Source organism: Streptomyces sp. FXJ1.172 (assembly GCF_001636945.3).
Taxonomy (GTDB): Bacteria; Actinomycetota; Actinomycetes; order Streptomycetales; family Streptomycetaceae; genus Streptomyces.
Genome location: NZ_CP119133.2, coordinates 1,860,726 through 1,884,708, shown reverse-complemented (window position 1 = coordinate 1,884,708; position 23,983 = coordinate 1,860,726). Strand labels below are relative to the sequence as shown.

Annotated in this window: 16 protein-coding genes and 1 pseudogene; 9 read left to right on the top strand and 8 right to left on the bottom strand. The window is 74.0% G+C overall.

What is annotated here, in order from left to right; genetic code table 11:
* The first annotated feature begins 38 nt into the window (after positions 1-38).
* Genes A6P39_RS08405 through A6P39_RS08395 form a run of 3 tightly spaced genes read left to right on the top strand, consistent with a single transcriptional unit; the run spans position 39 to position 3,740 of the window.
* On the top strand, positions 39-1,244 hold the full coding sequence (locus A6P39_RS08405) for an LLM class flavin-dependent oxidoreductase (protein ID WP_067053717.1): 1,206 nt from the start codon (positions 39-41) through the stop codon (positions 1,242-1,244).
* Positions 1,245-1,269: 25 nt separating this feature from the next.
* Positions 1,270-2,652 (top strand): NtaA/DmoA family FMN-dependent monooxygenase, encoded by a 1,383-nt coding sequence (locus tag A6P39_RS08400; protein WP_067053715.1) that lies wholly within the window; start codon positions 1,270-1,272, stop codon positions 2,650-2,652.
* A complete protein-coding gene (locus A6P39_RS08395; protein ID WP_067053713.1) occupies positions 2,649-3,740 on the top strand; it encodes an LLM class flavin-dependent oxidoreductase in 1,092 nt (363 codons plus the stop codon). Before A6P39_RS08400 ends, A6P39_RS08395 begins: the two co-directional genes overlap by 4 nt.
* Before the next feature lie 222 nt (positions 3,741-3,962).
* Here the strand turns inward: A6P39_RS08395 and absR1 are convergent, their stop codons facing one another.
* Positions 3,963-5,048 carry a beta-glucuronidase AbsR1 gene (gene absR1, locus A6P39_RS08390; RefSeq protein ID WP_067053711.1) on the bottom strand — a complete coding sequence of 362 codons (1,086 nt, stop codon included), beginning with the start codon at positions 5,046-5,048 and terminating at the stop codon, positions 3,963-3,965.
* Between the two features lie 95 nt (positions 5,049-5,143).
* On the opposite strand from absR1, the pseudogene A6P39_RS08385 reads away from it, so the two are divergent.
* Positions 5,144-6,857 (top strand): annotated as a pseudogene (locus tag A6P39_RS08385) (LuxR family transcriptional regulator AbsR2).
* Between the two features lie 6 nt (positions 6,858-6,863).
* On the opposite strand, the gene A6P39_RS08380 reads toward A6P39_RS08385, so the two are convergent.
* Complete coding sequence (locus A6P39_RS08380) at positions 6,864-9,476, bottom strand: CHAT domain-containing protein (protein ID WP_107304493.1); 2,613 nt, start codon at positions 9,474-9,476, stop codon at positions 6,864-6,866.
* A gap of 77 nt (positions 9,477-9,553) precedes the next feature.
* Here A6P39_RS08380 and A6P39_RS08375 point away from each other — a divergent pair, with 77 nt between their 5' ends.
* Genes A6P39_RS08375 through A6P39_RS08365 form a run of 3 tightly spaced genes read left to right on the top strand, consistent with a single transcriptional unit; the run spans position 9,554 to position 12,134 of the window.
* Positions 9,554-10,984 carry a S8 family peptidase gene (locus A6P39_RS08375; protein ID WP_067053704.1) on the top strand — a complete coding sequence of 477 codons (1,431 nt, stop codon included), beginning with the start codon at positions 9,554-9,556 and terminating at the stop codon, positions 10,982-10,984.
* The gene (locus A6P39_RS08370) at positions 10,981-11,619 is read left to right on the top strand and encodes an RNA polymerase sigma factor (RefSeq protein ID WP_199840980.1); all 639 of its coding nucleotides are present in this window, start codon (positions 10,981-10,983) and stop codon (positions 11,617-11,619) included. Before A6P39_RS08375 ends, A6P39_RS08370 begins: the two co-directional genes overlap by 4 nt.
* Complete coding sequence (locus A6P39_RS08365) at positions 11,616-12,134, top strand: hypothetical protein (RefSeq protein ID WP_234379179.1); 519 nt, start codon at positions 11,616-11,618, stop codon at positions 12,132-12,134. The genes A6P39_RS08370 and A6P39_RS08365 overlap by 4 nt, the downstream gene beginning before the upstream one ends.
* Before the next feature lie 6 nt (positions 12,135-12,140).
* Here the strand turns inward: A6P39_RS08365 and A6P39_RS08360 are convergent, their stop codons facing one another.
* The 6 genes from A6P39_RS08360 to A6P39_RS08335 form a co-directional block, all read right to left on the bottom strand.
* A complete protein-coding gene (locus tag A6P39_RS08360; RefSeq protein ID WP_067053700.1) occupies positions 12,141-13,364 on the bottom strand; it encodes a cytochrome P450 in 1,224 nt (407 codons plus the stop codon).
* A 124-nt stretch (positions 13,365-13,488) separates the two neighbouring features.
* The gene (locus A6P39_RS08355) at positions 13,489-14,304 is read right to left on the bottom strand and encodes an N-formylglutamate amidohydrolase (RefSeq protein ID WP_067053698.1); all 816 of its coding nucleotides are present in this window, start codon (positions 14,302-14,304) and stop codon (positions 13,489-13,491) included.
* A gap of 212 nt (positions 14,305-14,516) precedes the next feature.
* Complete coding sequence (locus tag A6P39_RS08350) at positions 14,517-16,736, bottom strand: NADP-dependent isocitrate dehydrogenase (RefSeq protein ID WP_067053696.1); 2,220 nt, start codon at positions 16,734-16,736, stop codon at positions 14,517-14,519.
* Between the two features lie 148 nt (positions 16,737-16,884).
* Complete coding sequence (locus A6P39_RS08345; RefSeq protein WP_067053694.1) at positions 16,885-17,970, bottom strand: mechanosensitive ion channel family protein; 1,086 nt, start codon at positions 17,968-17,970, stop codon at positions 16,885-16,887.
* A gap of 182 nt (positions 17,971-18,152) precedes the next feature.
* The gene (locus A6P39_RS08340) at positions 18,153-19,685 is read right to left on the bottom strand and encodes an amino acid permease (protein ID WP_067053692.1); all 1,533 of its coding nucleotides are present in this window, start codon (positions 19,683-19,685) and stop codon (positions 18,153-18,155) included.
* Positions 19,686-19,729: 44 nt separating this feature from the next.
* The gene (locus A6P39_RS08335) at positions 19,730-20,716 is read right to left on the bottom strand and encodes a hypothetical protein (protein ID WP_199840979.1); all 987 of its coding nucleotides are present in this window, start codon (positions 20,714-20,716) and stop codon (positions 19,730-19,732) included.
* A 275-nt stretch (positions 20,717-20,991) separates the two neighbouring features.
* Here A6P39_RS08335 and A6P39_RS08330 point away from each other — a divergent pair, with 275 nt between their 5' ends.
* Entirely contained in the window at positions 20,992-22,422 is a 1,431-nt protein-coding gene (locus A6P39_RS08330) for an FGGY family carbohydrate kinase (protein ID WP_067053690.1), read from the top strand.
* A complete protein-coding gene (locus tag A6P39_RS08325; RefSeq protein ID WP_067053688.1) occupies positions 22,419-23,834 on the top strand; it encodes an FAD-dependent oxidoreductase in 1,416 nt (471 codons plus the stop codon). The genes A6P39_RS08330 and A6P39_RS08325 overlap by 4 nt, the downstream gene beginning before the upstream one ends.
* Positions 23,835-23,983: the final 149 nt, after the last annotated feature.

Here is a 23,983-nt window from a genome sequence, read left to right as displayed (position 1 = left end):
GCCGGTGTTCTCGCACGGACCTCAAGGAAGGCACCGACGTGTCCTCAACTCCCGCTTCCCACCTGCACCTTGCCGTCGCCCTGGAGGGCACCGGATGGCACCCCGCGTCCTGGCGCGAGCCGGTCGCCCGGCCCCGGGACCTGTTCACCGCCGGGTACTGGGGCGACCTGGTCACCGAGGCCGAACGCGGCCTGATCGACTTCGTCACCATCGAGGACGGCCTCGGCCCGCAGTCCTCGCTCCTCCTCGACCCCGACGAACGCACCGACCAGGTGCGCGGCCGGCTCGACGCGGTCCTCGTCGCCTCCCGCGTCGCCCCGCTCACCCGGCACATAGGCCTCGTCCCGACCGTGGTGGCCACGCACACCGAGCCGTTCCACATCTCCAAGGCGATCGCCACCCTCGACTACGTCAGCACAGGCCGCGCGGGCCTGCGGGTGCAGATCAGCGCGAGGCCGAACGAGGCCGCCCACTTCGGCCGCCGCACCATCGAGCGGATCGAGGCCTACGACAGCCCCGCCGCCCAAGAGGTGATCACCGAGCTGTTCGACGAGGCCGCCGACCACGTGGAAGCGGTGCGCCGGCTCTGGGACAGCTGGGAGGACGACGCCGAGATCCGGGACGCGGCGACCGGCCGCTTCGTCGACCGGGACAAGCTGCACTACATCGACTTCGAGGGCAGCCACTTCAAGGTCAAGGGGCCCTCGATCACGCCGCGCCCGCCCCAGGGCCAGCCGCTGGTCACCGCCCTCGCCCACCAGACCGTCCCGTACCGGCTCGTCGCCCGCCAGGCCGACGTCGGCCACGTCACCCCGCACGACGCGGAGCAGGCCCGTGCGATCGTCGCCGAGATCCGCGCCGAACAGCAGGCGGCGGGCCGGGCCGGGGACACCCTGCACGTCTTCGGTGACCTCCTCGTCCTCCTCGACGACAGCCGGGCCGAGGCGGAGGACCGGCGGGCGCGGCTGGACGCGCTCGCCGGTGAGCCGTACACGAGCGACGCCCGGATCTTCACCGGCACGGCCGCCCAACTGGCCGATGTCCTCGAGGATCTGGCGTCCGCCGGGCTGAGCGGGTTCCGGCTGCGGCCCGCCGTCGCCGGGCACGACCTGCCCCGCATCAGCCGCGAGCTGGTGCCCGAGCTGCAGCGCCGGGGCCGCTTCCGGGACGCCTACGAGGCCGGCACCCTGCGCGGCCTGCTCGGCCTCGCCTGCCCCGCCAACCGCTACGCCGCCACCGTCTGAGCAGCCGGAGAGGACGACCGCACCCATGAGCAAGCCACTGAAGCAGATCCACCTGGCCGCCCACTTCCCGGGCGTCAACAACACCACCGTGTGGAGCGACCCGGCCGCCGGCAGCCACATCGAGTTCAGTTCCTTCGCCCACTTCGCGCGGACCGCCGAACGCGCCAAGTTCGACTTCCTGTTCCTCGCCGAAGGACTCAGGCTGCGCGAACAAGGCGGCAAAATATACGACTTGGACGTCGTCGGCCGCCCCGACACCTTCACCGTGCTCGCCGCGCTGGCCGCCGTCACCGACCGCCTCGGCCTGACCGGCACGATCAACTCCACCTTCAACGAGCCGTACGAGGTGGCCCGCCAGTTCGCGAGCCTCGACCACCTCTCCGGCGGCCGCTCCGCCTGGAACGTCGTCACCTCCTGGGACGCCTTCACCGGCGAGAACTTCCGCCGCGGCGGGTTCCTGCCGCAGGAGGAGCGCTACTCCCGCGCCAAGGAGTTCCTCGCCACCGCGCACGAACTCTTCGATTCCTGGCGCGGTGACGAGATCCTCGCCGACCAGGCCGCCGGCACCTTCCTGAGGGATGCCGGGGCCGGTGCCTTCGTCCACCGGGGCCAGCACTTCGACATCCACGGCCGGTTCAACGTCCCGCGCTCCCCGCAGGGCCGCCCGGTGATCTTCCAGGCGGGCGACTCCGACGAGGGCCGCGAGTTCGCCGCCGCCGGCGCGGACGCCATCTTCAGCCGGTACGCCACACTGAAGGAGGGCCAGGCCTTCTACACGGACGTCAAGAGCCGCCTCGCCAAGTACGGCCGCCGCCCCGACCAGCTGCTGATCCTGCCCGCCGCCACCTTCGTCCTCGGCGACACCGACCAGGAGGCCGCCGAACTCGCCCGTGAGGTCCGCCGCCAGCAGGTCAGCGGCGCGACCGCCGTCAAACACCTGGAGTTCGTCTGGAACCGCGACCTGTCGGCGTACGACCCGGAGGGCCCGCTGCCCGACGTCGACCCGGTGGTGAGCGAGGACCACATCTCCCGGGGCCGCGCCCAGGTGCGGATGTACCGGGACCCGCTCGCCATCGCCCGCGAGTGGCGGCAGCTCGCCGAGGCCAACAAGTGGTCCATCCGCGACCTGGTCATCAACACCGGCAACCGGCAGACCTTCGTCGGCTCCCCGGCCACGGTCGCCCGGACCATCAACGACTTCGTGCAGGCGGACGCCTCCGACGGCTTCATCCTCGTCCCGCACATCACCCCCGGCGGCCTCGACCCCTTCGCCGACAAGGTCGTACCCCTGCTCCAGGAACAGGGCGTGTTCCGCGCCGACTACACGGGCACGACCCTGCGCGACCACCTCGGCCTTGCCCACCCCGACGCGGGCGCCGGCGGGCCGGCCGAGCGGGCCGCGTCGTGAAGTTCCTCGCGATCACCCTCATCGTGCACCGGCCGGACGTGCTCACCGGCGTCCAGAAGCCCACGCACGCCCGCTTCCGCGAGGTCCTCGGCAACGCGGTGCTGGCCGAGGAGCTGGGCTTCGACGGGTTCGGCGTGGGGGAGCGGCACGAGCGGCCGTTCATCTCCTCCGCGCCGGCGGTGGTCCTCAGCCACATCGCCGCGCTGACCCGGCGCATCCGGCTCTTCACCGCCGTGACGACGCTCAGCCTGCTGGACCCCGTCCGGGCCTACGAGGACTACGCGACGCTGGACCACCTCGCGGACGGTCGCCTCGACCTGATCATCGGCAAGGGCAACGGCACCGCCCAGCGGGAGCTGTTCCACGTCACACCCGAGGACCAGTGGGACCGCAACGCCGAGAGCTACGAGGTGTTCCGGCGGCTGTGGCGACAGGACAAGGTCACCGCGGACACCCGTTTCCGGCCACCGCTGAAGGACGCCGAGGTCTGGCCGCGGCCGTACCAGCGGCCGGTCCGGGTCTGGCACGGCAGCGCCACCAGCGAGGAGTCCGTGGATCTGGCCGCCCGCTACGGCGACCCGCTGTTCTCCGCGAACGTCACCAACCCGATCGAGCCGTACGCCGAGTTGATCCGCCACTACCGCGAGCGCTGGGAGCACTACGGCCACGATCCGGCGGACCTCGCGGTCGGCGCGGGCTCCGCGGGCCTGTACGTGGCCCCCACCTCGCAGCAGGCGCTGGAGGGCTACCGGCCGGTCTTCGAGAGCGATCTGGCGTTCCGGAGGAGGACGGGTCTGCCCGTGGTCTTCGAGACGCTGGAGGACTTCGTCGCCCGCAGCTCGGCCCTGATCGGCAGCCCGCAGCAGGTCATCGACAAGGTGCACCGCTATCACGAGCAGCTGGGGCACACCGTGCTGCACGTGCACGCCGACGCGGGCGGGCTGGGCGACGTCCAGCACCGGGACTCCCTGGAGCTGTTCCAGTCGGCGGTCGCGCCGGTGCTCCGCAAGGACATCCCGGACCCGCCGTTCCCCTGGGCACCGGTCCTGCCCCGGGCCGCACGCGACCCCGCGCCCGCCGACAGCTGAGGAGCCGCAGCCATGCCTTCCGGCACCCCCTCGGCGTCCTCGGCCCCGGCGTCCTCGACCTGGCCCCCGTCGCATCCGGTTCGAGCGCACCCGAGGCGCGGCGCACCTCCGTCGATCTCGCCCGCCGCGCTGTCCCACGGCCGCGGACGTCACCTCCCCCGTAGGTGACGTCCGCGACCGCTCCCCCGGCGCCGGACCGTGGTCGTCCTCGTCCCTGTGCTGTCACCAGCACATGACGGCTGTCTCCCCCGACCCCCATGTCGAGTACAGCCGGACGCGGACGACGTAGCGGCGGCCCTTGACGAGCCGGACCCGCACGGCGGCGTTGCCCGGCGCGCCGCCGTCGTCGTGGCCCGCGAGGAAGCGCGGTTCCCCGTCGCGCTCCTCGAAGACCACGAGCACGGTGTCGGCGTCGCCGAAGGTGCCCACGGTGTAGTCGCGGGTCTCCGGCGGCTCGACGCTGAAGTCGGCCTGCTCGCCCGGTCCGAGCCCGAGCGGCGCCGAACGGAACGGCACCAGCGCGGCCGGCTCCGGCGGTGCGGCCGGCGGATACCAGCGGAGCACGAACTCCTTGTCGGCCGGGGACGGGGCACCGGACGGACGCAGCCCCCCGCGGTACTGCTCCGGCTCCAGCACCAGCCCCGGCCCGAACGCGAACGTCATCACCGACTGCGGATCCCACACCGAACCGCTCGCCTCGCCGGCCTCGAGCCGCTGCAGGACGTTCGTGTCCGTCGTCTGACGGCTCCAGAAGTTCGGCGGGCCCGCCAGCTCGGCGTACACGGCCTCGTCGTCCCAGTGGAGCCCGGCGTACGGGCTCTGGTGCTCGTGCACCATGCCCAGCGCGTGCCCGACCACGTGCAGGACCGTCGCGCGCTCCCCGGGCCCGGTCACATCCCAGCCCAGGTTCATGGTGCGCTCGCCCCGGCCGACCGTCAGCGCCTCGCGGCCCACCGCCGACCAGGAGCCGCCGCCGGTCTGGAACCCGATCCGCAGCTCCGCCTCGTGCCGGTCGCCGACCTCGCGGAACGTGACACCGATGCCCAGCTCCCGCCACTCGCGCAGGCACTCGCGCACCGCGTCCCGCTGCGCCTCCCCGCCGGCCCACGGCACCCGGCGCAGCTCCCCGGTCCCGGGGACCGGGATCACCGAGGCGTCACGGACGTCGTCGTAGAAGTAGTAGTGCAGGACCGTGCCGTTGACCCACATCCGCCGCCCGGCGAGCAGCGCGCCCAGCCGCTCGGCCGTCAGCCCCGGGGCGAAGCACGGGGCCGGCTGCCGCGGTAGCGAGCACAGGCGTCGGGTCATGCGGTCAGCGTGCCCGAACGGCGCCGCCGGGCGCCTGAGTCGGGGGCTACTCAAGTCACCCTGTATCAAATCTGAGTACGCGCACTCCAGTTGGTGTGAGGACTTACGAACAGGACGCGACGACACCGGTACCGCCCTGGCCGTTCACCGGCCGGGCCGACGAACTGGAGCTGGTCCGCGGGTCGTGGGCCGCCGGCCGGCACGGGATCGTGGTGACCGGAGGGGCCGGCCACGGCAAGACCCGGCTGATCACGGAGGCGGTGCGGGGCACCGACCACGCCCGGGTGACCGGCACGCCCGAGGCCCGTGACCTGCCCTTCGCGGCCTTCGCGCACCTGTTGCCCGACGGCGTCTCGCCGCAGCACGCGCTCCGGATCCTGTCCGGGGTGCGGCTCCTCGTCGTGGACGACGCCCATCTGCTGGACGAGGCCTCCGCCGCCCTGGTCCACCAGCTCGCCGTGCACGGCCGCACCCGGCTCGTGGTGGCCGCGGTGGACGGCGTGCCCGCGCCCGGCGCGGTGTCCCGGCTGTGGACGGGGGAACTGCTGCCCCGGCTGGCCCTTTCGCCACTGCCGTACGAGGACGTGGCGCACCTGCTCACCGCGGCCGGCCTGGAACCGCTCACCGTGCGCCGCCTGCACGCCGTGTGCCGGGGCGATCTGCGGCTGCTGCGCGACCTGGTGACCGCACTCGGCGCGGACGGCCGGCTGACCCCGGTGCCGGGCACCGGCGAGCGGGCCTGGCGGGGCGCGCTGCCGCTCACCGCGGCCGTGCGCGAACGGCTCGCCCCGCTGCTCGGGCGCCCCGGCCCCGGTGAACGGGAGACGCTGGAACGCCTCGCGTTCGCCGAGCCGGTCGCGCTGCCGCTGGACGACCTCGACCTGGACGTGCTCGAACGCCTGGAGACGGACGGTCTGATCCACGTCGACGAGCACGGCGCGGCCGTCACCCTCGCCCACCCCCTGCACGGCCCCGCCCTGCGCGCCGCGGGCCGGCTGCGCGCCCGCTACCACCCGCGCTCCACGCGACGCGGGCCCGGCTCTCGAGGCCGAACGGCGGGCGCTGGCAGGGGCGATCGAGCAGCTCGACGTCCGTGCGGTGCCCACCTCGGTGGGGGACTGGCTGGTGGCGGAGGGCGCCCGGGTCCCGGCCGGGTACGCCGCCGTCCGCGCCCGCTTCGCCCGGCTGCGCGGCGAGCTGCGGGACGCCGCCGCCTGGGCTCGCGAGGGGCTCGGGGACGCGCCCGGGGACGCGGCCTGCCGTGCGGAACTCCGTCTGGCGCAGGGGGAGCCGGGCGAGGGCGACGACGTGTACGCCCGCTACGACTGCGTACGCCTGGGTGAGCCGGGTCGGGCCGCGGGGCAGCTGCCGGCGGGCAGCGTGTTCGCGCAGCACGCCGAGGCGCTGACGCGCGGGGACGGGGGCGGACTGGACCGGGCCGCCGAGGAACTGCGGGAGCGGGGGTTCCTGCTCTTCGCCGCCGAGGCGCACGCGCAGGCCGTGCGGGCTCACCGCGATCCGCGTGCCGCCCGGCTGTCGCGCACCCGCGCGGTCGCGCTGGCGCGCCGCTGCCAGGGGGCGCACACACCGGTGCTGACGGGCCTCGCCCTCGGTGAACTGACCGCCCGGCAGCGGCAGATCGTGACGCTCGCCGCGGCGGGCCTGAGCAACCGGGAGATCGCCGAGCGGCTCACGCTGTCCGTGCGGACCGTCGGAAATCACCTGTACAGCGCCTATACGCGGCTCGGTACGGGGGACCGGGGGGCGTTGCCCTGGCTGGTGGAGCTGCCGCAGGGGGCGCCGGCGTAGCCGTGCTCAGGCCGCCCCGAACGCCGCGAACGCCCACCCCGTCGCCTGGTGGACCGGGTCGCCCGGCACACCGGCGCGGGCGTCGCGGAGGGCCTCGGCCAGGCAGAGGCCCGCATCGAGGCTCTTGTGCAGGGCGAGCATCAGCGGGACCACCGCCGCGTCGTTGACCGGTGCGCTGCTCGCCACCACGCCGGCCGTGCCCAGCGGGAGCAACGCGGTGACCAGGCCGAGGAGTTCGTCGGCGCCGACCGAGGCGAGGCGGGCGGTGTCGCAGCTGGACAGGATGATCCGGTACGGGCTGCGGGCGAGGCGCTCGAAGTCGTGCACGATCAGCGGGCCGTCGGCCATCCGCAGACTGCTGAACAGCGGACTGTCCGCGCGGAACGTGCCGTGCGCCGCGAGATGGGCGAGTGCGGCGCCGTCGAGGTGCTCCAGCACCCGGGGGACCTGGGCGTCATCGCCCTCCAGGACCGTCGCCGTGCCGTACCGGCCCGCCAGTTCCGGCACCTCGGCGCCGCCGGTGGCGAGGCCGGGGCCGCGGACCAGGACGTGCCGCCCGCCCGGCGGCGGCTCGGTCTCGCGGGCGCGCAGCCAGCTGCCCGCCGACGGCGACACGCTGAGGACCCGCTCGCGCAGCGCGGGCAGCAGCGCCCACGGCACCCGGTGCAGCGCCCCCGGCGGCACGATCACCACGGGACCGGCGCCGAGCTGCTGCGCCGCCTCGCCCAGCAGCAGTTCCTGCAGTCGCCGGCCGCCCGCCTCCACCAGCGGCAGCCGTGCCTCGGCGCCGGGGTGGGCGAGCCGTCGCAGGCCCGCCTGGACGTACTCGGCCTCGGCCATCGCCTCCGCCAGCGGGCCGCCCGCGAACCGCCGCACCCGGCCCTGCCCGCACAGCAGGACGTGCACCCGCCCGTCCACGACGGCGAGTTCGACCAGGCGGGCGTCGCCGAGCCGGTCCAGCAGCCGGGCCGCGTCGAAGCGGTCCCCGCCGTGGGGTGCGGCACCGCGGATGTGGTGGGTACGGGAGCGGATCTCCCGCTCCAGGCGCCGCTGTTCGCGCTCCAGAGCGGGCACCGGACGGCCCTCCATCCGGGCCTCCTCCGCACGGGCCGCTATCTCCCGGTAGGCGGTCAGGCCGCTTTGCAGCGCCGGGTCGGCGGGCGGCCGGGTGGGCGGCGCGGACAGCAGGGTGGCCCGCCACCGCTCGCTCCACTCCAGCAGCCGCCGCGGGCCGCCCTGGGCGAGGCCCGCCTCCTGGGCCAGCGCGGCCAGTTCGGCGCCCTGCGCGGTGGTGCGGGCGCGCAGCTCGGAGGCGCCGAGCGTCATCCGGTGGTCGTCCAGCACGTCCAGGCCGCGCCGGCAGGCCTCCAGCACCCCGCGCCCGGACCCGGCGGCCCGGGCCCTGAGCGCCTGCGCCGCCCAGCCGGTCACCCGGGCCTGCGGCGGCCCGCCGTACCGGCTGCGCGCGGCCACCGCCAGGTGCCGTTCGGCGTCCGCGGTCCAGCCCAGCGAGAGCGCGATCCGGCCCGCGAGCAGCGAGGCCTCCGAAGCGGCGGGCGAACCGAAGGAGGCCAGCTTCTCGGCGACCGCCGCCGCGTCCGCCACCAGCCGCCCCGAGCGGCGCCCGGCCGCCACCCGCGCCTCGATCAGCACCAGCCGGGCATGGGCCTGCCACCACATCCGCCGCTGGGCCGCGAACAGCCGTACGGCCACGGCGGCGCGGGCGACGGCGGTGTGCGGGTCCCCGGCCGAGCGGGCGGCCCGCGCGGCGGCCAGCAGCACCTCGGCCTTGCGGGTGGACTGCCCGCCGATCCGGTCCAGCAGCGCGATCGTCGCGTCCGCCTCGGCGAGGGCCTCCGGGGCCAGCCCGGCCGCCATCAGCACCTCGCAGCGCCGGATGGAGAGCATGTACGTGGGGGTGCCGAGCTTGGCGTAGCGCTCCTCGGCCTCGTCCAGCAGCCGCAGCGCCGCCGGGATGTCCCCGGAGCGGAACGCGGCAAGGCCCCTGCTCTCCACCGCGTCGGCCTTGTCGTGCTCCTGGCCGGTGGTGTCCCACAGCCGCTCGGCCGCCGTGAAGTCGGCGACCGCCCGGTCCACCGAGCCGAGCGCCAGACGCACGGTGGCCCGCAGGGTCAGCGCCCGCGCCGTCCAGATGTCGTCGCCGGCCTGCCGCAGCACCGGCAGCGCCCGCCGTACGTCCTCCAGCGCCTCGCGGTGGTGCCCCAGCACCCACCACACGTACGCCCGCCGGTACAGCACCCGCGCCCGGGTGTGCCCGGTGCCCCGCGCGACACCCCGCTCGAAGGAGGTGAGCCCCTGCCGAGTGCGCCCCGCGTGCACCAGTGCGACCCCGAGAGTCGCGAGCACGTCGGCCTCCCGGTCGGCCGACTCGGCGCGCGCGGCCAGGTCCCGGGCCCGGCGCAGATGCCCGAGCGCGATCCGCAGATCGCCGAAGTCCCGCTGCCAGATGCCGAGGACCTGGTGGGCGACGCTGGCGTGCAGCGGCGGCGGACCGGCCTGCAGCACCTGTTCCGCGCGCGCCCGGGCCGCGCCCGGGTCGGCGAAGACCAAGGGCAGCAGTTCGGAAACTGATTCGCTTCCCGCTGTCACGTCTCGCATGGTAGTGGCCTGGTGTATCAGACGGTGGCCCCGCGACTCTCACTGTCGGACACCGTCCTGTCGGGGGAGGAGACATCATGGCACCACAGCGATTCCACGAGCAGTTCGACCACATCCGGCGCGCGATGCCGGACGTGGCCCTGGCGATGGGCCCGCACGACGACGGCGCATCCCACTTCCTGTACGAGAAGGGGGTCGTCCTCGCCCGGGACGGCGAGGAGGCCCGGGTCGTCGAGGACACCGTGCGCGCCCACTTCACCGCCACCGAAGGCCTCGTGCCCGACCATGTGCGCCGCGACGGCCCGCAGACCAACCGCACCGGCGTGACCCGCATCCGCATCGGCGACCCCGCCGAGGGCACCGACACCGTCCCGCACGCCCTGCGCGCGCTGCGCGAAGCCGAGGGCCGCCAGGGCCGCCGGCTGGCCGGCCGCAACCACCTGGTGCACATCGCGGTCAACGCCTGCCCGAGCGACGAGCCGGTGCCCGTGCCGCGCACCCAGCCGGCCAACCCGGCCGCCGCCGGGGGCCGTTACGACGCGGCGAGCGCCGCCCGGGTCCTCGTGGTCGACACCGGCCTGGTGCACGACCACGGCGGCTACCCGCTGCTCGCGCACACCACGGGCGACGTCCAGCCGGCCGAGACCGGCGCCGACGGGGTGCTGCGCCAGTACGCCGGGCACGGCACGTTCATCGCCGGGATCCTCGCGGCCGTCGCGCCCAACACCGAGGTGAGCGTCCGCAACACCATGAGCGACGCGGGTGCCATCCTGGAGTCCGAGTTCGGCGCCCGGCTCTTCGAGGCGGTCGACGAGGGCGGCTGGCCCGACATCATCAGCCTCTCCGCCGGCACCACCACCGAGGGCACCGACGGCCTCATCGGCCTGGACGCGTTCATGCGGGAACTGCGCGAGCAGCGCACCCTGCTGGTGGCCGCAGCCGGCAACAACTCCAGCAACGCGCCGTTCTGGCCCGCCGCCTACGCCGCCCTGCCCGAGTACGCGGACAGCGTGGTGTCGGTCGGCGCGCTGAGCGCGGACGGCGAGAGCGAGGCCTGCTTCAGCAACCACGGGCCGTGGGTGCGGGTCTTCGCCCCGGGCGAGCGCCTCACCAGCGCCCTCACCGGCTTCGCCGCGCCCGTGCCGTACGTCTACCAGCACTCGACCTACGACGCCTGCCGGTTCGGCTTCGACTACTCCTGCACCTGCCAGCTCCCGCGCCACACCGGCGTGTTGAGCGAGGGCCGGGAGAACACCGGCGCCAAGCCGCACCAGGTGATGTTCGACGGGCTCGCGCAGTGGAGCGGCACCTCCTTCGCCACCCCGGTCGTCGCGGGCCTCGTCGCCGCGCAGATGACGGCGCAGGGGGAACGCGACCCGCGCGCCGCCCGCGACCGGCTGCTGGCCTCGGCCACGGACAGCACCGAGGTGCGCGGGGCACGCGTGACGGTGCTCCGGCCGCCGACCTGGCGCCCGGCGACGGCTTTCGACCCGGCCGTGCCCGTATGAGGTCCGGGACGCTCCGCTCCACGGCGTACGATGACGTGCCGTACACGAGGGGTGGAGCCGTGGACCGTACAGAGGTCGGGGCGTTGGTTCAGTCCGCCGTCGACGGGGACGCCGCGGCCTGGAAGGCGCTCGTGGAAGGGATGAGTCCGCTGGTGTGGTCGGTGGTGCGCGCGCACCGGCTCTCCGACGCCGACGCGCACGAGGTCTACCAGACCGTGTGGTTCCGCTTCGCCCAGCATCTGGGGCGGATCCGCGAACCCGACAAGACGGGGGCCTGGCTGGCCAGTACGGCCCGCCACGAGTGCCTGAAGGTGCTCAAGAGCCTGGCCCGGCTGACCCTGACGGACGACCCGCAGGTGCTCGACCGGGCCAGCGACGACCGGACGCCCGAGGAGTCGCTGATCGACTCCGAGGAGGAGGCGGACCGTGCCGAGCGGGTGCGCCGCCTGTGGCAGGAGCTGGAGGGGATGGGGGAGCGCTGCCGGCAGTTGCTGCGCGTGCTGGTCTCCTGTCCGCAGCCCAGCTATGTGGAGATCTCGGCCGCGCTCGGTATCGCGGTCGGCAGCATCGGACCCCTGCGGCAGCGCTGCCTGCGCCGGCTGCGGGCCCGGATGGACGCACGAGGTGCGGCATGAGTGGCAATGACGGCAACGGTGTGCCCGCAAAGGGCGCGGACGACGAGGGCGGTCTGTCCCACGAGGGCGCGGACGACGACGCGTTCGCGGACGCGCTGCTGGAGGAGGAGCTGCGGCAGGCGGCCGCCGTCCTGGATCCCGTCCCGGACGCCCTGCGCCAACTGGCGCTCGAGGCCTACGCGTTGCACGACCTGGACGCCGAGATCGCGGAGCTGGCCTTCGACTCGCTCGTGGACGCGCTGCCGGTGCGGGGCGTCACGGACCCGCCGCGGATGCTGACGTTCCGGGCGGGCGAGGTGACGGTCGACGTCGAGGTCACCGAGGACGGGCTGATCGGCCAGGTGCTGCCGCCGCGCTCGGCGCGCATCGAGGTGCTCGGCGGTCCGCAGACGGCCCGCTCGGTCACGGTCGATCCCCTCGGCCGCTTCGCCAGCGACACACCGCCGGCCGGCCCGTTCGCGCTGAGGCTGCGGACCGGCGCGGAGGTCATCGTCACCGAGTGGCTGCGGGCCTGAACCCGGTCAGGCGGACCAGGTCACGGGCAGTGTCCGCGGGCCGCGGATCATCGTCCTGTGCCGCCAGAGCACTTGCTCCGGCGGCACCGCGAGCCGCAGCCCGGGCAGCCGGTCCAGCAGGGTGCCGACCAGCAGCTCCGTCTGCAGCCGGGCCAGCAGTGTGCCGGTGCAGAAGTGCGGGCCGTTGCCGAACGCCACGTGCGGGTTGGGATCGCGGTCGGGGTCGATGCGGTCCGGGTCGGGGAAGACGGCCGGGTCGCGGTTGGCGGCGAGGTAGGAGACGTAGACCGGCTCGCCCGCGCTGATCCGGTGCCCGGCGATCTCCACGTCCTCCAGCGCGATCCGGGCGAGCCCCACCGAGCTGCGGTGCGGGATCCACCGGAACAACTCCTCCAGCACCGGACCGCGTGCCTCGGGGCGCGCCCGCATCCGCTCCATCAGCTCCGGCCGGGTCAGCAGGAGATACAGCATCTGCCCGCAGTTGTGGGTGACGGCCTCGCCGCCGATCTGCAGCGGCCCGGCGAGCCCGACGGCCTCCTCCTCGCGGATCTCCCCGCGCGCCACGGCCGCGCCGAGCATCGAGTAGACGTCCTCGCCCGGGCTCGCGGCCCGGGCCCGCACGGCCCGGGTGATCCACCCGTACAGTCCGTCCTTGGCCCGGCCGGCCGCCTCCACCCCGTTGGTGGAGATGATCTCCCGCGTCCAGGCGTGCACCTGCTCCCGGTCGGCGGCGGGCACGCCCATCACCTCGCTGACCACGGCGAGCGGGAACGGCTCCAGCACCCGCTCGATCAGATCGGCCGGCGGCCCGTCCCGTACGACGCCGTCCACCAGCTCGTCCAGGATCGCCTGGGCACGGGGCCGCAGCCGCTTCATGGCGCTCACCGTGAAGGCGCCGGCGACGGGCTTGCGCAGCCGGTTGTGGTCGGGCTGGTCGGCCCAGGCGAGCGAGCCCGGCCGGGGCGCGAAGTTCGGGGCCATGCGCGTGACCTGACGGCATGTCACCTCGGTCCGGCTGAACCGCGGGTCGTTGGTGATCAGCTTCACGTCGTCGTGCCGGGTCGCCAGCCACGCCCAGCCCTCGCCGAACGGCAGCCGGATCCGGGTCAGCGGACCCTCGCGCATGAGGCCGGCGAGCACCGGGTCGAAGTCCGTCCCGTCCAGGTCGGGCGTGGACCAGTCCCGCACGGGCGGCGGGGCCTGGCCGGTGAGCGTGGTCTCCTCGGTCATGCCCTCCACCCTGGTACGGGGGTCCCCGGCTGTCGCGCGGGAGTGCGCCATGTGGAGGGCCGGGCGCCGGGGCGTGCCGTCGGGCGTGTGCGGGAGTCGTGCCGGCCGCGCGGTTCCCCGTGCCCTACGCGTCTCTCCGGGGCGTTTGGGACACCGCGTCCACGAGCGTCGCCAGCGCCGTGGCCACCTGCTCCAGCCCCGGCCCGGCCGCCCCTCCCGGCTCCGCCATGTAGGTGTCCCGGCGGATCTCCACCATCAGGGCGCAGACCCGCGCGTCGGTGCCGTAGAAGTCCAGCGGTACGTACGTCCCGGCGAAGGGGCTGTCCAGGCCCGTTCCGCCGCAGGGCGCGAAGGCCTCGCGCCCGGCTCCGGTCAGCCGTGGCGGGGTGTGGAAGGGGTCCGTGCCCAGGCAGACCGGCGGGCGCGGGCCGCCTGCGTGCAGTTCGTAGGGCAGCGGTGCGCTCGGGTAGGAGTGCACGTCGATGATCACGGCCTGCCCGGTCGCGGCCAGCCGGTCCGCCACCGCCTCGGTCATGGCTCGCGCGTACGGCCGGAAGTACCGCTCCAGCAGTGGCTCCGGATCGGTGTCCGCGGCCCGCAGCTCGCCCCGGTGCGTGGTCCGCGTGTACACGGCGCCCATCCCGACGGCGGCCATCTCCTCGCGCTCGTCCGGGAACCGCTCCGGGTCCACGACCAGCCGGGACAGCCGGTTCACGAACCGCCAGGGTGTCGCCCTGGCCAACTCGGCCGCCCGCTCGGCGAGTTCTGCGGTGTGCGCGTCGGTGATGTGGTCCAGCTCCCGCTCCAGCCCGGCGTCGTCCAGCACGATCCCGGCGCGCACGTCCCCGGGCACGGCCCGCGCCGAGTGCGGCACGTGCAGCAGCACGGGGGAGGCGGGGTCGCCGGGCAGCAGGCTGTAGGCGGGGCCGGACCAGGTCACGGGCTGCTCCAGGGGGCGTTGTCGGTGGCGTGGCGCAGGATCAAGGTGTCACATCCGCGGGGGAGCTGATCGCGCCCCGGGAATGGTGAGCGCGCGGCTCGGCGACTCCTGTACGAGCAGACACGGGTGAGCGGATCCCGTAGACGGCTCCGCCCCGGCCGGGGAGTACCGGCCGGGGCGGGGTCAGCGGGTCGGCTCAGGCGCCGCAGAGCTTAGGCCAGGGACGCGAGCGCCGCGTTCCAGGTGGCCGACGGGCGCATGACGGCGTCCGCCTTGGCCTGGTCGACCTGGTAGTAGCCGCCGATGTCGGCCGGGGAGCCCTGGACCGCGATCAGCTCGTCCACGATCTTCTGCTCGTCGGCCGCGAGGGACTCGGCCAGCGGCGCGAACGCCTTGGCCAGGCCGGCGTCGTCGGTCTGCTCGGCCAGCTCCTGCGCCCAGTACAGGGACAGGTAGAAGTGGCTGCCGCGGTTGTCGATGCCGCCGACGCGACGGGTCGGGGACTTGTCCTCGTTGAGGAAGGTCGCCGTGGCGCGGTCGAGGGTGTCTGCGAGGACCTTGGCGCGGGTGTTGCCGGTGGTCTCGGCGTACTGCTCGAAGGCCGGCACCAGGGCGAAGAACTCGCCGAGGGAGTCCCAGCGCAGGTAGTTCTCCTTGACCAGCTGCTGGACGTGCTTCGGCGCGGAGCCGCCGGCGCCCGTCTCGAACAGGCCGCCGCCCGCCATCAGCGGGACGACCGAGAGCATCTTGGCGCTGGTGCCCAGCTCCAGGATCGGGAACAGGTCGGTCAGGTAGTCACGCAGGACGTTGCCGGTGACCGAGATGGTGTTCTCGCCGCGGCGGATGCGCTCCACCGACAGCTTGGTGGCCTCGACGGGGGAGAGGATCTTGATGTCCAGGCCCTCGGTGTCGTGCTCCGGCAGGTACTGCCGGACCTTGGCGATCAGCTGCGCGTCGTGGGCGCGGCCCTCGTCCAGCCAGAACACGGCCGGGTCGCCGGTGGCGCGGGCGCGGGTGACGGCCAGCTTGACCCAGTCGCGGATCGGGGCGTCCTTGGTCTGGCAGGCGCGGAAGATGTCGCCGGCCGAGACGGTCTGCTCCAGGACGGCGTTGCCGGCCTGGTCGACCAGGCGGACGGTGCCCGTGACCGGGATCTCGAAGGTCTTGTCGTGGCTGCCGTACTCCTCGGCCTTCTGCGCCATGAGGCCGACGTTCGGCACGGAGCCCATGGTCGAGGGGTCGTAGGCGCCGTGGGCGCGGCAGTCCTCGATCACGGCCTGGTAGACGCCGGCGTAGGAGGAGTCCGGCAGCACCGCGAGGGTGTCCGCCTCCTGGCCGTCCGGGCCCCACATGTGGCCCGAGGTGCGGATCATGGCCGGCATCGAGGCGTCCACGATCACGTCGGAGGGGACGTGCAGGTTGGTGATGCCCTTGTCGGAGTCGACCATGGCCAGCGCGGGGCCCTCGGCCAGCTCGGCGTCGAAGGAGGCCTTGATCTCGGCGCCCTCGGGCAGGGCCTCGATGCCCTTGAGGATGCCGCCCAGACCGTCGTTCGGGGTCAGACCGGCGGCGGCGAACGTCTCGCCGTACTTCGCGAACGTCTTCGGGAAGAAGGAGCGCACCACGTGACCGAAGATGATCGGGTCGGAGACCTTCATCATCGTGGCCTTCAGGTGCACGGAGAACAGGACGCCCTCCTCCTTGGCGCGGGCGACCTGCGCGGTCAGGAACTCGCGCAGCGCGGCGACCCGCAGCACGGAGGCGTCGACGACCTCGCCCTCGAGGACCGGGACGGACTCGCGCAGCACGGTGGTCGAGCCGTCGTCGCCCTTGAGCTCGATGCGCAGCGCACCGGCCTCGGAGATGACCACGGACTTCTCCGTGGAGCGGAAGTCGTCCACGCCCATGGTGGCCACCGCGGTCTTGGAGTCGGAGCTCCAGGCACCCATGCGGTGCGGGTGGGTCTTGGCGTAGTTCTTCACCGAGGCCGGGGCGCGGCGGTCGGAGTTGCCCTCACGCAGCACCGGGTTGACGGCCGAGCCCTTGACCTTGTCGTAGCGGGCGCGGATCTCGCGCTCCTCGTCGGTCTTCGGGTCGTCCGGGTAGTCCGGCAGCGCGTAGCCCTTGCCCTGCAGCTCGGCGACGGCGGCGCGCAGCTGCGGGATGGACGCCGAGATGTTCGGCAGCTTGACGATGTTGGCCTCGGGCGTCTTGGCCAGGTCACCCAGCTCGGCCAGCGCGTCCGGGATGCGCTGGTCCTCGTTCAGGTACTCCGGGAAGTGGGCGATGATGCGTCCGGCCAGCGAGATGTCGCGCGTCGTGACCGGTACACCGGCCTGCGAGGCGTACGCCTGGATCACCGGCAGGAACGAATGCGTCGCCAGGGCCGGGGCCTCGTCTGTGTAGGTGTAGATGATGGTCGAGTCAGTCACCGGGTGCTCCGCTCCACGTCTGCAACATTGCTCGACATCAAGATATCTCGTGATCGGGGCGGGCTCGACAGGGGTCCGGGAGTGGCCCGCGTTTTCCCGCCGTCCGGCCCTGGCGGCCGGGACACTCCCGTCATTCCGGACGTGCGTACTACTCCATGACCCCTTGGATCACGTCCTCCCCGCTGCGCTGCTGCGGGATCACCACCGCCCCCTGCTGGAGGGCCACCGTGCGGGCCGGGGACGGGATGCGGATGCCCTCCGCCCGGTAGCGGCGGTGCAGGCGCTTGATGAATTCGTGTTTGATGCGGTACTGGTCGCTGAACTCGCCGACGCCGAGGATCACCGTGAAGCCGATGCGGGAGTCGCCGAAGGTGTGGAAGCGGACGGCGGGCTCGTGGTCCGGTACGGCACCGGGGACCTCGCGCATGGTCTCGGCGACGACCTCGCCGGTCACCCGCTCGACGTGTTCCAGGTCGCAGTCGTAGCCGACGCCCGCCTGCACCGGCACGGTCAGCCGCTGTTCGGGGCGGGTGAAGTTGGTCATGTTGGCCTTGGCGAGCTGGCCGTTGGGGATGACCACGAGGTTGTTGGACAGCTGGCGGACCGTCGTCTGGCGCCAGTTGATGTCCACGACGTAGCCCTCTTCGCCGCTGCTGAGCCGGATGTAGTCGCCCGGCTGGACGGTCTTGGAGGCCAGGATGTGGACGCCGGCGAAGAGGTTGGCGAGTGTGTCCTGCAGGGCGAGGGCCACCGCCAGGCCGCCGACACCGAGGGCGGTCAGCAGGGGCGCGATGGAGATGCCCAGCGTCTGGAGCACGATCAGGAAGCCGATCGCGAGGACCAGCACCCGGGTGATGTTGACGAAGATCGTCGCCGAGCCAGCCACGCCCGAGCGGGACTGGGTGACCGTGCGGACCAGACCGGCGATCACCCGGGCCGCGGACAGGGTCACCACGAGGATCAGCCACACCTGGAGGATCTGGTCGGTGTGGTGCTGCACCGTCCGGGTCAGGGGCAGCACGGCCGCTGCCGCCGCCGCGCCGCCCGCGACGGCCGCCCAGGGCACGACCGAGCGCAGCGCGTCCACGATGACGTCGTCGCCGCTCCACTTGGTCCGCTTGGCGTGTTTCGCGAGCCAGCGCAGCAGGGTGCGCGACAGGAAGGCGAGCACCAGGCCCGCGGCGACGGAGACACCGGCGAGGACGAGGTCGTCCAGGGTCAGCGCGCGGTTCACCGGTCACCTGCGATGCACGGGCCGGCTGCGGAGTTGTGAAGTGTCGTCACGTGGTCACCTGCTCGAAGTGCGGGATGTGCGAACGCGCCGGCCGGAGGAACCCCGGTGACCGGCGCGATCGTTCATCCTGCCGTATCCGGAACACCAGTTCGCACCCGGACCGGCGCCTTCGGGCAGCCGGCTCAGATGATGCCCTCCGCGAGTTCGGCCTGGTCGCGGTCGTCGCCGTACGCGGCGGCGGTGGGCGTGCCGTACGAACGGCGGGCGACGTACCACCAGATGCTCGCCAGGACGAGGACCACGGCGAGCGCGACCGAGGCGTAGTTCATCGTGTCGGCGGTGACCGGGGAGGCCTGCGGCAGGCAGAACAGGACGGTCACGCAGGCCACCCAGATCACCGCGATCCAGCCGACCGGCCTGCTCCAGCGGCCCAGGTGCCAGGGGCCGGGCCGGAAGCGGTCGCCCGCGCGCAGCCGCAGCAGCACCGGAATGGCGTAGGCGGGCGTGATGCCGATGACGTTGATGGCGGTCACCGCGTTGTACGCCGTGGCCGAGTACAGGGACGGCAGGGCGAGGACACCGGCCACGACGACGGCCAGCCACACCGCCGCGACCGGCGTCTGGGTGCGGCCGCTCACCTTGCGCCACAGGTGCGAGCCGGGCAGCGCGCCGTCCCGGCTGAACGCGAACACCATCCGGCTGGCCGCGGCGACCTCGGCGTTGCCGCAGAACAGCTGGGCGATGATCACGGCCAGCAGCAGGGCGCTCGCGCCGCCGGTGCCGAGGCCGTCGAGCAGGATCTGGGCCGGCGGCACGCCGGTGGCGGTGTTGCGCGTGGCGTCGTAGTTCTGGATGGCGAAGGTCAGCCCGGCGAGCAGGACGAAGCCGGCGATCCAGGACGCCCAGATGGACCGCACGATGCCCTTGGCCGCGGACACCGACGCCTGCGAGGTCTCCTCCGACAGATGGGCGGAGGCGTCGTAGCCGGAGAAGGTGTACTGCGCGAGCAGCAGGCCGATCGCGGCCACGTAGACCGGGTTGTGCCAGCCGGTCTCGTTGACGTACTTCGTGAACACGAAGGACGCCGACTGGTGGTGGTCGGGGACGATCGCGAGCGCGCCGACGATCAGCGCGACGCCCGCCAGGTGCCACCACACGCTGACGGAGTTGAGCAGGCTCACCAGGCGGACGCCGAACAGGTTCAGCACCGCGTGCAGCAGCAGGATGGCGCAGAAGATCAGCATGGTCTTGGCGGGCGTCGGGGTGAAGCCCCACTGGAGGTTCGCGAACGCGCCGGTGAACAGCGCGGCGCCGTAGTCGATGCCGGCGATCGCGCCGAGCAGACCGAGCAGATTCAGCCAGCCCGTGTACCAGCCCCAGCGCCGCCCGCCGAGCCGGTCGGCCATGTAGTACAGCGCGCCGGACGTCGGATAGGCGCTGGTGACCTCGGCGAGCGCGAGGCCGACGCACAGCACGAACAGGCCGACGCCCGCCCAGCCCCACAGCATCACGGCGGGGCCGCCGGTGTTCAGACCGAAGCCGTACAGGGTCATGCAGCCGGACAGGATCGAGATCACCGAGAAGCTGATCGCGAAGTTGCCGAAGCCGCCCATGCGGCGGGCCAGCACCGGCCGGTAGCCGAGTTCGCGCAGCCGCTGCTCCTCGTCCTGCTGGAGCAGGCCCGGCGACGGCGATGGATCGGGGGTGGCGGACATGCGGGGGAAACCTCCGGGTCAAGGGGCGTGTGCGGGCGGTACGTTCAGGCGCCGGAGCCGTCCGCGGCGCTCCGGCAGCGGTCCCGGGCCTGGAGGAAGATCTCCACGGCACGGTCGCGGTCGGGGGTGCGGTGCATCCAGGGCGAGGGAGTGAAGTACGGGCCGATCGCGTCGAACACCCGGGCCGCGTCGGGGAACTGCAGGGATCCCCACAGCGCGTGGGCGAGATGGTTGAGGTCCAGCAGCGAGCGTTCGCCGCGGTGGGTGTGCTCGAACCAGGAGTGCAGGGCGCGCCGGGCCTCGCGGGCCGCGTCCTCGGCCACCCAGTGCAGGTCGAGCGCCGCGTCGTGACCGCTCTCGCGCCGGTAGCGCTCGACCCGGACGTACAGCGGCAGCACATGCAGCGCGGATCCGGCCGGGGCCTGCCCGGCGGCCCACTGCGCATAGCCGGCCGCCTCCGCGACCCGGCCCGTGCCGCCGCGCGCGTACAGGAACTGCAGCATCCGGTGGTGCGCCTCGCGGTTGTACGGGTCGCGCTTGCCGGCCTCGGCCAGCAGCCCCCAGGGCCCCGGTGGCAGCATCGGCTCGGGCGCGGCCGCGCGGTGCTCCTCCCAGCGCTGGTCGGGGTCCAGCTGGGCGAGGGCGAGCAGGCACACCCAGGGCACCGGGTCGTGCGGGGCGGTCCGGGTGGCGGACTGGGCCGCGTCCCAGGCCTCGATCCACAACTCATGGGTACGGCGGTGCCGTTCACGCTGCGCGCGCAGGGCCCGCTCCACCGCGACCCGGGCGTGCATCACCACGGCGTGGACGCTGCCCGGCTCCTCGGCGAGCCAGGCGCGCACCACGTCGGTGCCGGCGGCGGCGGCCGCCAGGACCTGGGTGCGCTGGGTCCACTGCCACCAGTTCGCGGTGTCCGCGAGCAGCGCGCGCATCGCCATCCAGCGGCCGGTGCGCAGATCCTGCAGGGCGGCGCGCAGCGCGCGGTCGGGTCCGGCCGGGTCGTAGGAGGGACGTGCTCCTTCTCTGGCCATCAGCCGTCGGTCCCGGGCCACTGGCACACGGGCGAGGTGGCGGGGTGGCGTAGCAACAGCTCTCCTGTGGGCGGGGATCGGGACGCGGTACGCGGGTCGGCGGTCACTATAGAGGCGGCGGTACCTCCATACCATTGTTGTCAACTCAACTATCTATGCAGGCGAGTTGAGCGCCCGTCGGTGCTTGACGCCGGGCCCGGCGCGACGGCAGGCTGACGCGGTGTGATCTTCCAGGTGAGCGGTGTGATCTTCGAGGCGACGCGGGAGAAGGTGCGATGACGGGTCCGGTGCTCGCCGTCGACCAGGGCACGTCCGGCACCAAGGCCCTGGTGGTCTGCCCGGAGCGCGGTGTCCTCGGCACCGGGTTCGCCGAGGTCCGTCCCCGGCACCTGCCCGGCGGCCTGGTCGAGGCGGACCCCGCCGAGCTGTACGGCTCGGTGCTCGCCGCCGGCCGGCAGGCACTCGCCGAAGCGGGCGAACCGGTCGTGGCGCTCGGCCTCGCCAACCAGGGCGAGACCGTCCTCGCCTGGGACCCGGCCACCGGCCGCCCGCTCACCGACGCCCTGGTCTGGCAGGACCGCCGCGCCGAGACGGTGTGCACCGAACTCGCCGGGCACGCCGAGGAGTTGCGCGGGCTGACCGGGCTGCCCCTCGACCCGTACTTCGCCGCGCCCAAGATGGCCTGGATCCGCCGCCACCTCACCCGCGAGGGCGTCGTCACCACCTCCGACGCCTGGCTGGTCCACCGCCTCACCGGCGCCTATGTCACCGACGCCGCCACCGCCGGCCGCACCCAGCTCCTCGACCTGGACAGCACCGAGTGGTCACCGAGGGCGCTGGAGCTGTACGGCCTCGACGGCGAACGGCTCCCGCGGCCCGCCGACAACGCCCAGCACATCGGCACGACCACGGCCTTCGGTACCGAGATCCCGCTCACCGGCCTGGCCGTCGACCAGCAGGCCGCCCTGCTCGCCCAGCGCGTCACCGGCCCCGGCACCGCCAAGTGCACCTACGGCACGGGCGCGTTCCTGCTCGCGCACACCGGCGAGCAGCCCCGGCGCGGGACCTCCGGGCTGGTCAGCTGTGTCGCCTGGCGGCTCGCCGGCACCACCAGCTACTGCCTGGACGGCCAGGTCTACACGGCCGCCTCCGCCGTCCGCTGGCTCACCGGCCTCGGCGTCATCTCCTCCGCCGCCGACCTCGACCCGGTGGGCGGCACGGTCCCGGACAGCGCAGGCGTCACCTTCGTCCCCGCCCTCGCCGGACTCGCCGCCCCCTGGTGGCGCGGCGACCTGCGCGGTTCGCTCACCGGACTCGGCCTCGACACCACCGCAGGCCACCTCGTGCGCGCCCTGTGCGAGGGCATCGCCGCCCAGGTCGCCGAACTCGCCGACGCCGCTGCCGAAGACCTCGGCACCGGCCTGACCCGCCTGCGTGCCGACGGCGGCCTGACCCGCTCCGCGCTCCTCATGCAGACCCAGGCGGACCTGCTGCAGCTCCCCGTCGAGGTCTCCGCGCTGCCCGACGCCACCGCCCTCGGCGCGGCCGCGCTCGCCCGCCTGGGCGCGGACCGCACCCTGGGCGTCGACCAGGCACTGCCCGACGCAAAGCCCGCCGCCGTGTACGAACCGCGCATCAGCGCCGACCAGGCCGCCGAACGCCGGGCCGGCTTCCGCGCCGCCGTCCAGGCCCTGCTCGGCCCATGACCGTCACCGCGAACGGACCGCTGCCCGAGGCGGCGTACGACGTGGCTGTCGTCGGCGCCGGCGTCGTCGGCTGCGCCGTCGCACGTGAACTCGCCCGCCGGCCCGGGCTGCGCATCGCCCTGCTGGAGGCCCAGGACGACGTGGGGCAGGGCACCTCCAAGGCCAACACCGCGATCCTGCACACCGGTTTCGACGCGGTCCCCGGCACCCTGGAGGCCCGCCTGGTCCGCGAGGGCCACGCGCGCCTGGCTGCCTACGCGGCCGAGACCGGCATCCCCGTCGAGCGCGTCGGCGCCCTGCTCGTCGCCTGGGACGAGGAGCAACGGGCCGCGCTGCCCCGTCTGGCCGAGAAGGCCGAGCGCAACGGGTACCACGAGACGAGACTGCTCGGTCCCGGCGAGCTGTACGCCCGCGAACCCCGCCTCGGCCCCGGGGCGCTCGGCGCCCTGCACGTCCCCGGCGAGAGCATCATCTGCCCCTGGACGACACCCCTGGCGTACGCCACCCAGGCGGTCCGCGCCGGAGTCGACCTGCACCTCAACACCAGGGTGACGCAGGCCGGCCGGCAGGACGGTCACCGCCTGCTCACCTCCCGCGGCCCGCTGCGCGCCCGCCGCCTGGTCAACGCCGCCGGACTGCACGCCGACACCGTCGACCGGCTGCTCGGCCACGAGGACTTCACCGTCACCCCGCGCCGCGGCCAGCTCCTCGTGTACGACAAGCTCGCCCGCCCCCTCGTGCGGCACATCCTCCTGCCCGTCCCGACCGCGCTCGGCAAGGGCGTGCTGGTCGCGCCCACCGTCCACGGCAACGTCCTGCTCGGCCCGACCGCCGAGGACCTGGACGACAAGCGCGCCACCGGCTCCACCGCCGACGGCCTCGCCGGCCTCAGGGACCAGGGCCGCCGTGTGCTGCCCGCCCTGCTGGAGGAGGAGGTCACCGCCGTCTACGCCGGGCTGCGCGCGGCCACCGGCCAGGAGGACTACCGCATCGCCGCCCACCCCGAGCAGGGATACGTCACCGTCGGCGGCATCCGCTCCACCGGGCTGACCGCGTCCCTGGCGATCGCCGACCATGTCACGGACCTGCTGGCGGGAACCGGGCTCGACCTGGGCCCGGCCCGGGACCTGGAGCCGCTGACCATGCCCAACCTCGGCGAGGCCTTCCCGCGCCCCTACCAGCGGCCCGAACTCATCGCCGCCGACCCCGAGTACGGCACCCTGGTCTGCCACTGCGAGCGCGTCTCGCGCGGCGAGATCCGCGACGCCCTCGCCGGCCCGATCCCGCCGCACACCCTCGAGGGGCTGCGCCGCCGCACCCGGGCCCGGGCAGGCCGCTGCCAGGGGTTCTACTGCGGGGCGGCGGTACGGCACCTGCTCGAGGCGGCGCACGGCGAGGGGACCCCGGCGTGACGGGCCGGCGGGGTGTGCGCGGGGCGGTGGCGCGGGGGCGGTCCGAGGGGCCGTGCGGTGAGGGGAGCCGGGCGTGAGGGCGCAACGCGGCGCGGCGGGCGGCGACGGGCCGGCCGGCGTACCGGGACGGCCCGCTCGCCGGGTCGACG

Bases quoted from the DNA above. Each gene is read 5' to 3' on its own strand.
- A6P39_RS08400 (WP_067053715.1), top strand. From the start codon at position 1,270: ATGAGCAAGCCACTGAAGCAGATCCACCTGGCCGCCCACTTCCCGGGC.
- A6P39_RS08375 (WP_067053704.1), top strand. From the start codon at position 9,554: ATGGCACCACAGCGATTCCACGAGCAGTTCGACCACATCCGGCGCGCG.
- A6P39_RS08380 (WP_107304493.1), bottom strand. From the start codon at position 9,476: ATGCGAGACGTGACAGCGGGAAGCGAATCAGTTTCCGAACTGCTGCCC.
- A6P39_RS08325 (WP_067053688.1), top strand. From the start codon at position 22,419: ATGACCGTCACCGCGAACGGACCGCTGCCCGAGGCGGCGTACGACGTG.
- A6P39_RS08330 (WP_067053690.1), top strand. From the start codon at position 20,992: ATGACGGGTCCGGTGCTCGCCGTCGACCAGGGCACGTCCGGCACCAAG.
- A6P39_RS08360 (WP_067053700.1), bottom strand. From the start codon at position 13,364: ATGACCGAGGAGACCACGCTCACCGGCCAGGCCCCGCCGCCCGTGCGG.
- A6P39_RS08365 (WP_234379179.1), top strand. From the start codon at position 11,616: ATGAGTGGCAATGACGGCAACGGTGTGCCCGCAAAGGGCGCGGACGAC.
- absR1 (WP_067053711.1), bottom strand. From the start codon at position 5,048: ATGACCCGACGCCTGTGCTCGCTACCGCGGCAGCCGGCCCCGTGCTTC.
- A6P39_RS08340 (WP_067053692.1), bottom strand. From the start codon at position 19,685: ATGTCCGCCACCCCCGATCCATCGCCGTCGCCGGGCCTGCTCCAGCAG.
- A6P39_RS08370 (WP_199840980.1), top strand. From the start codon at position 10,981: ATGAGGTCCGGGACGCTCCGCTCCACGGCGTACGATGACGTGCCGTAC.
- A6P39_RS08335 (WP_199840979.1), bottom strand. From the start codon at position 20,716: ATGGCCAGAGAAGGAGCACGTCCCTCCTACGACCCGGCCGGACCCGAC.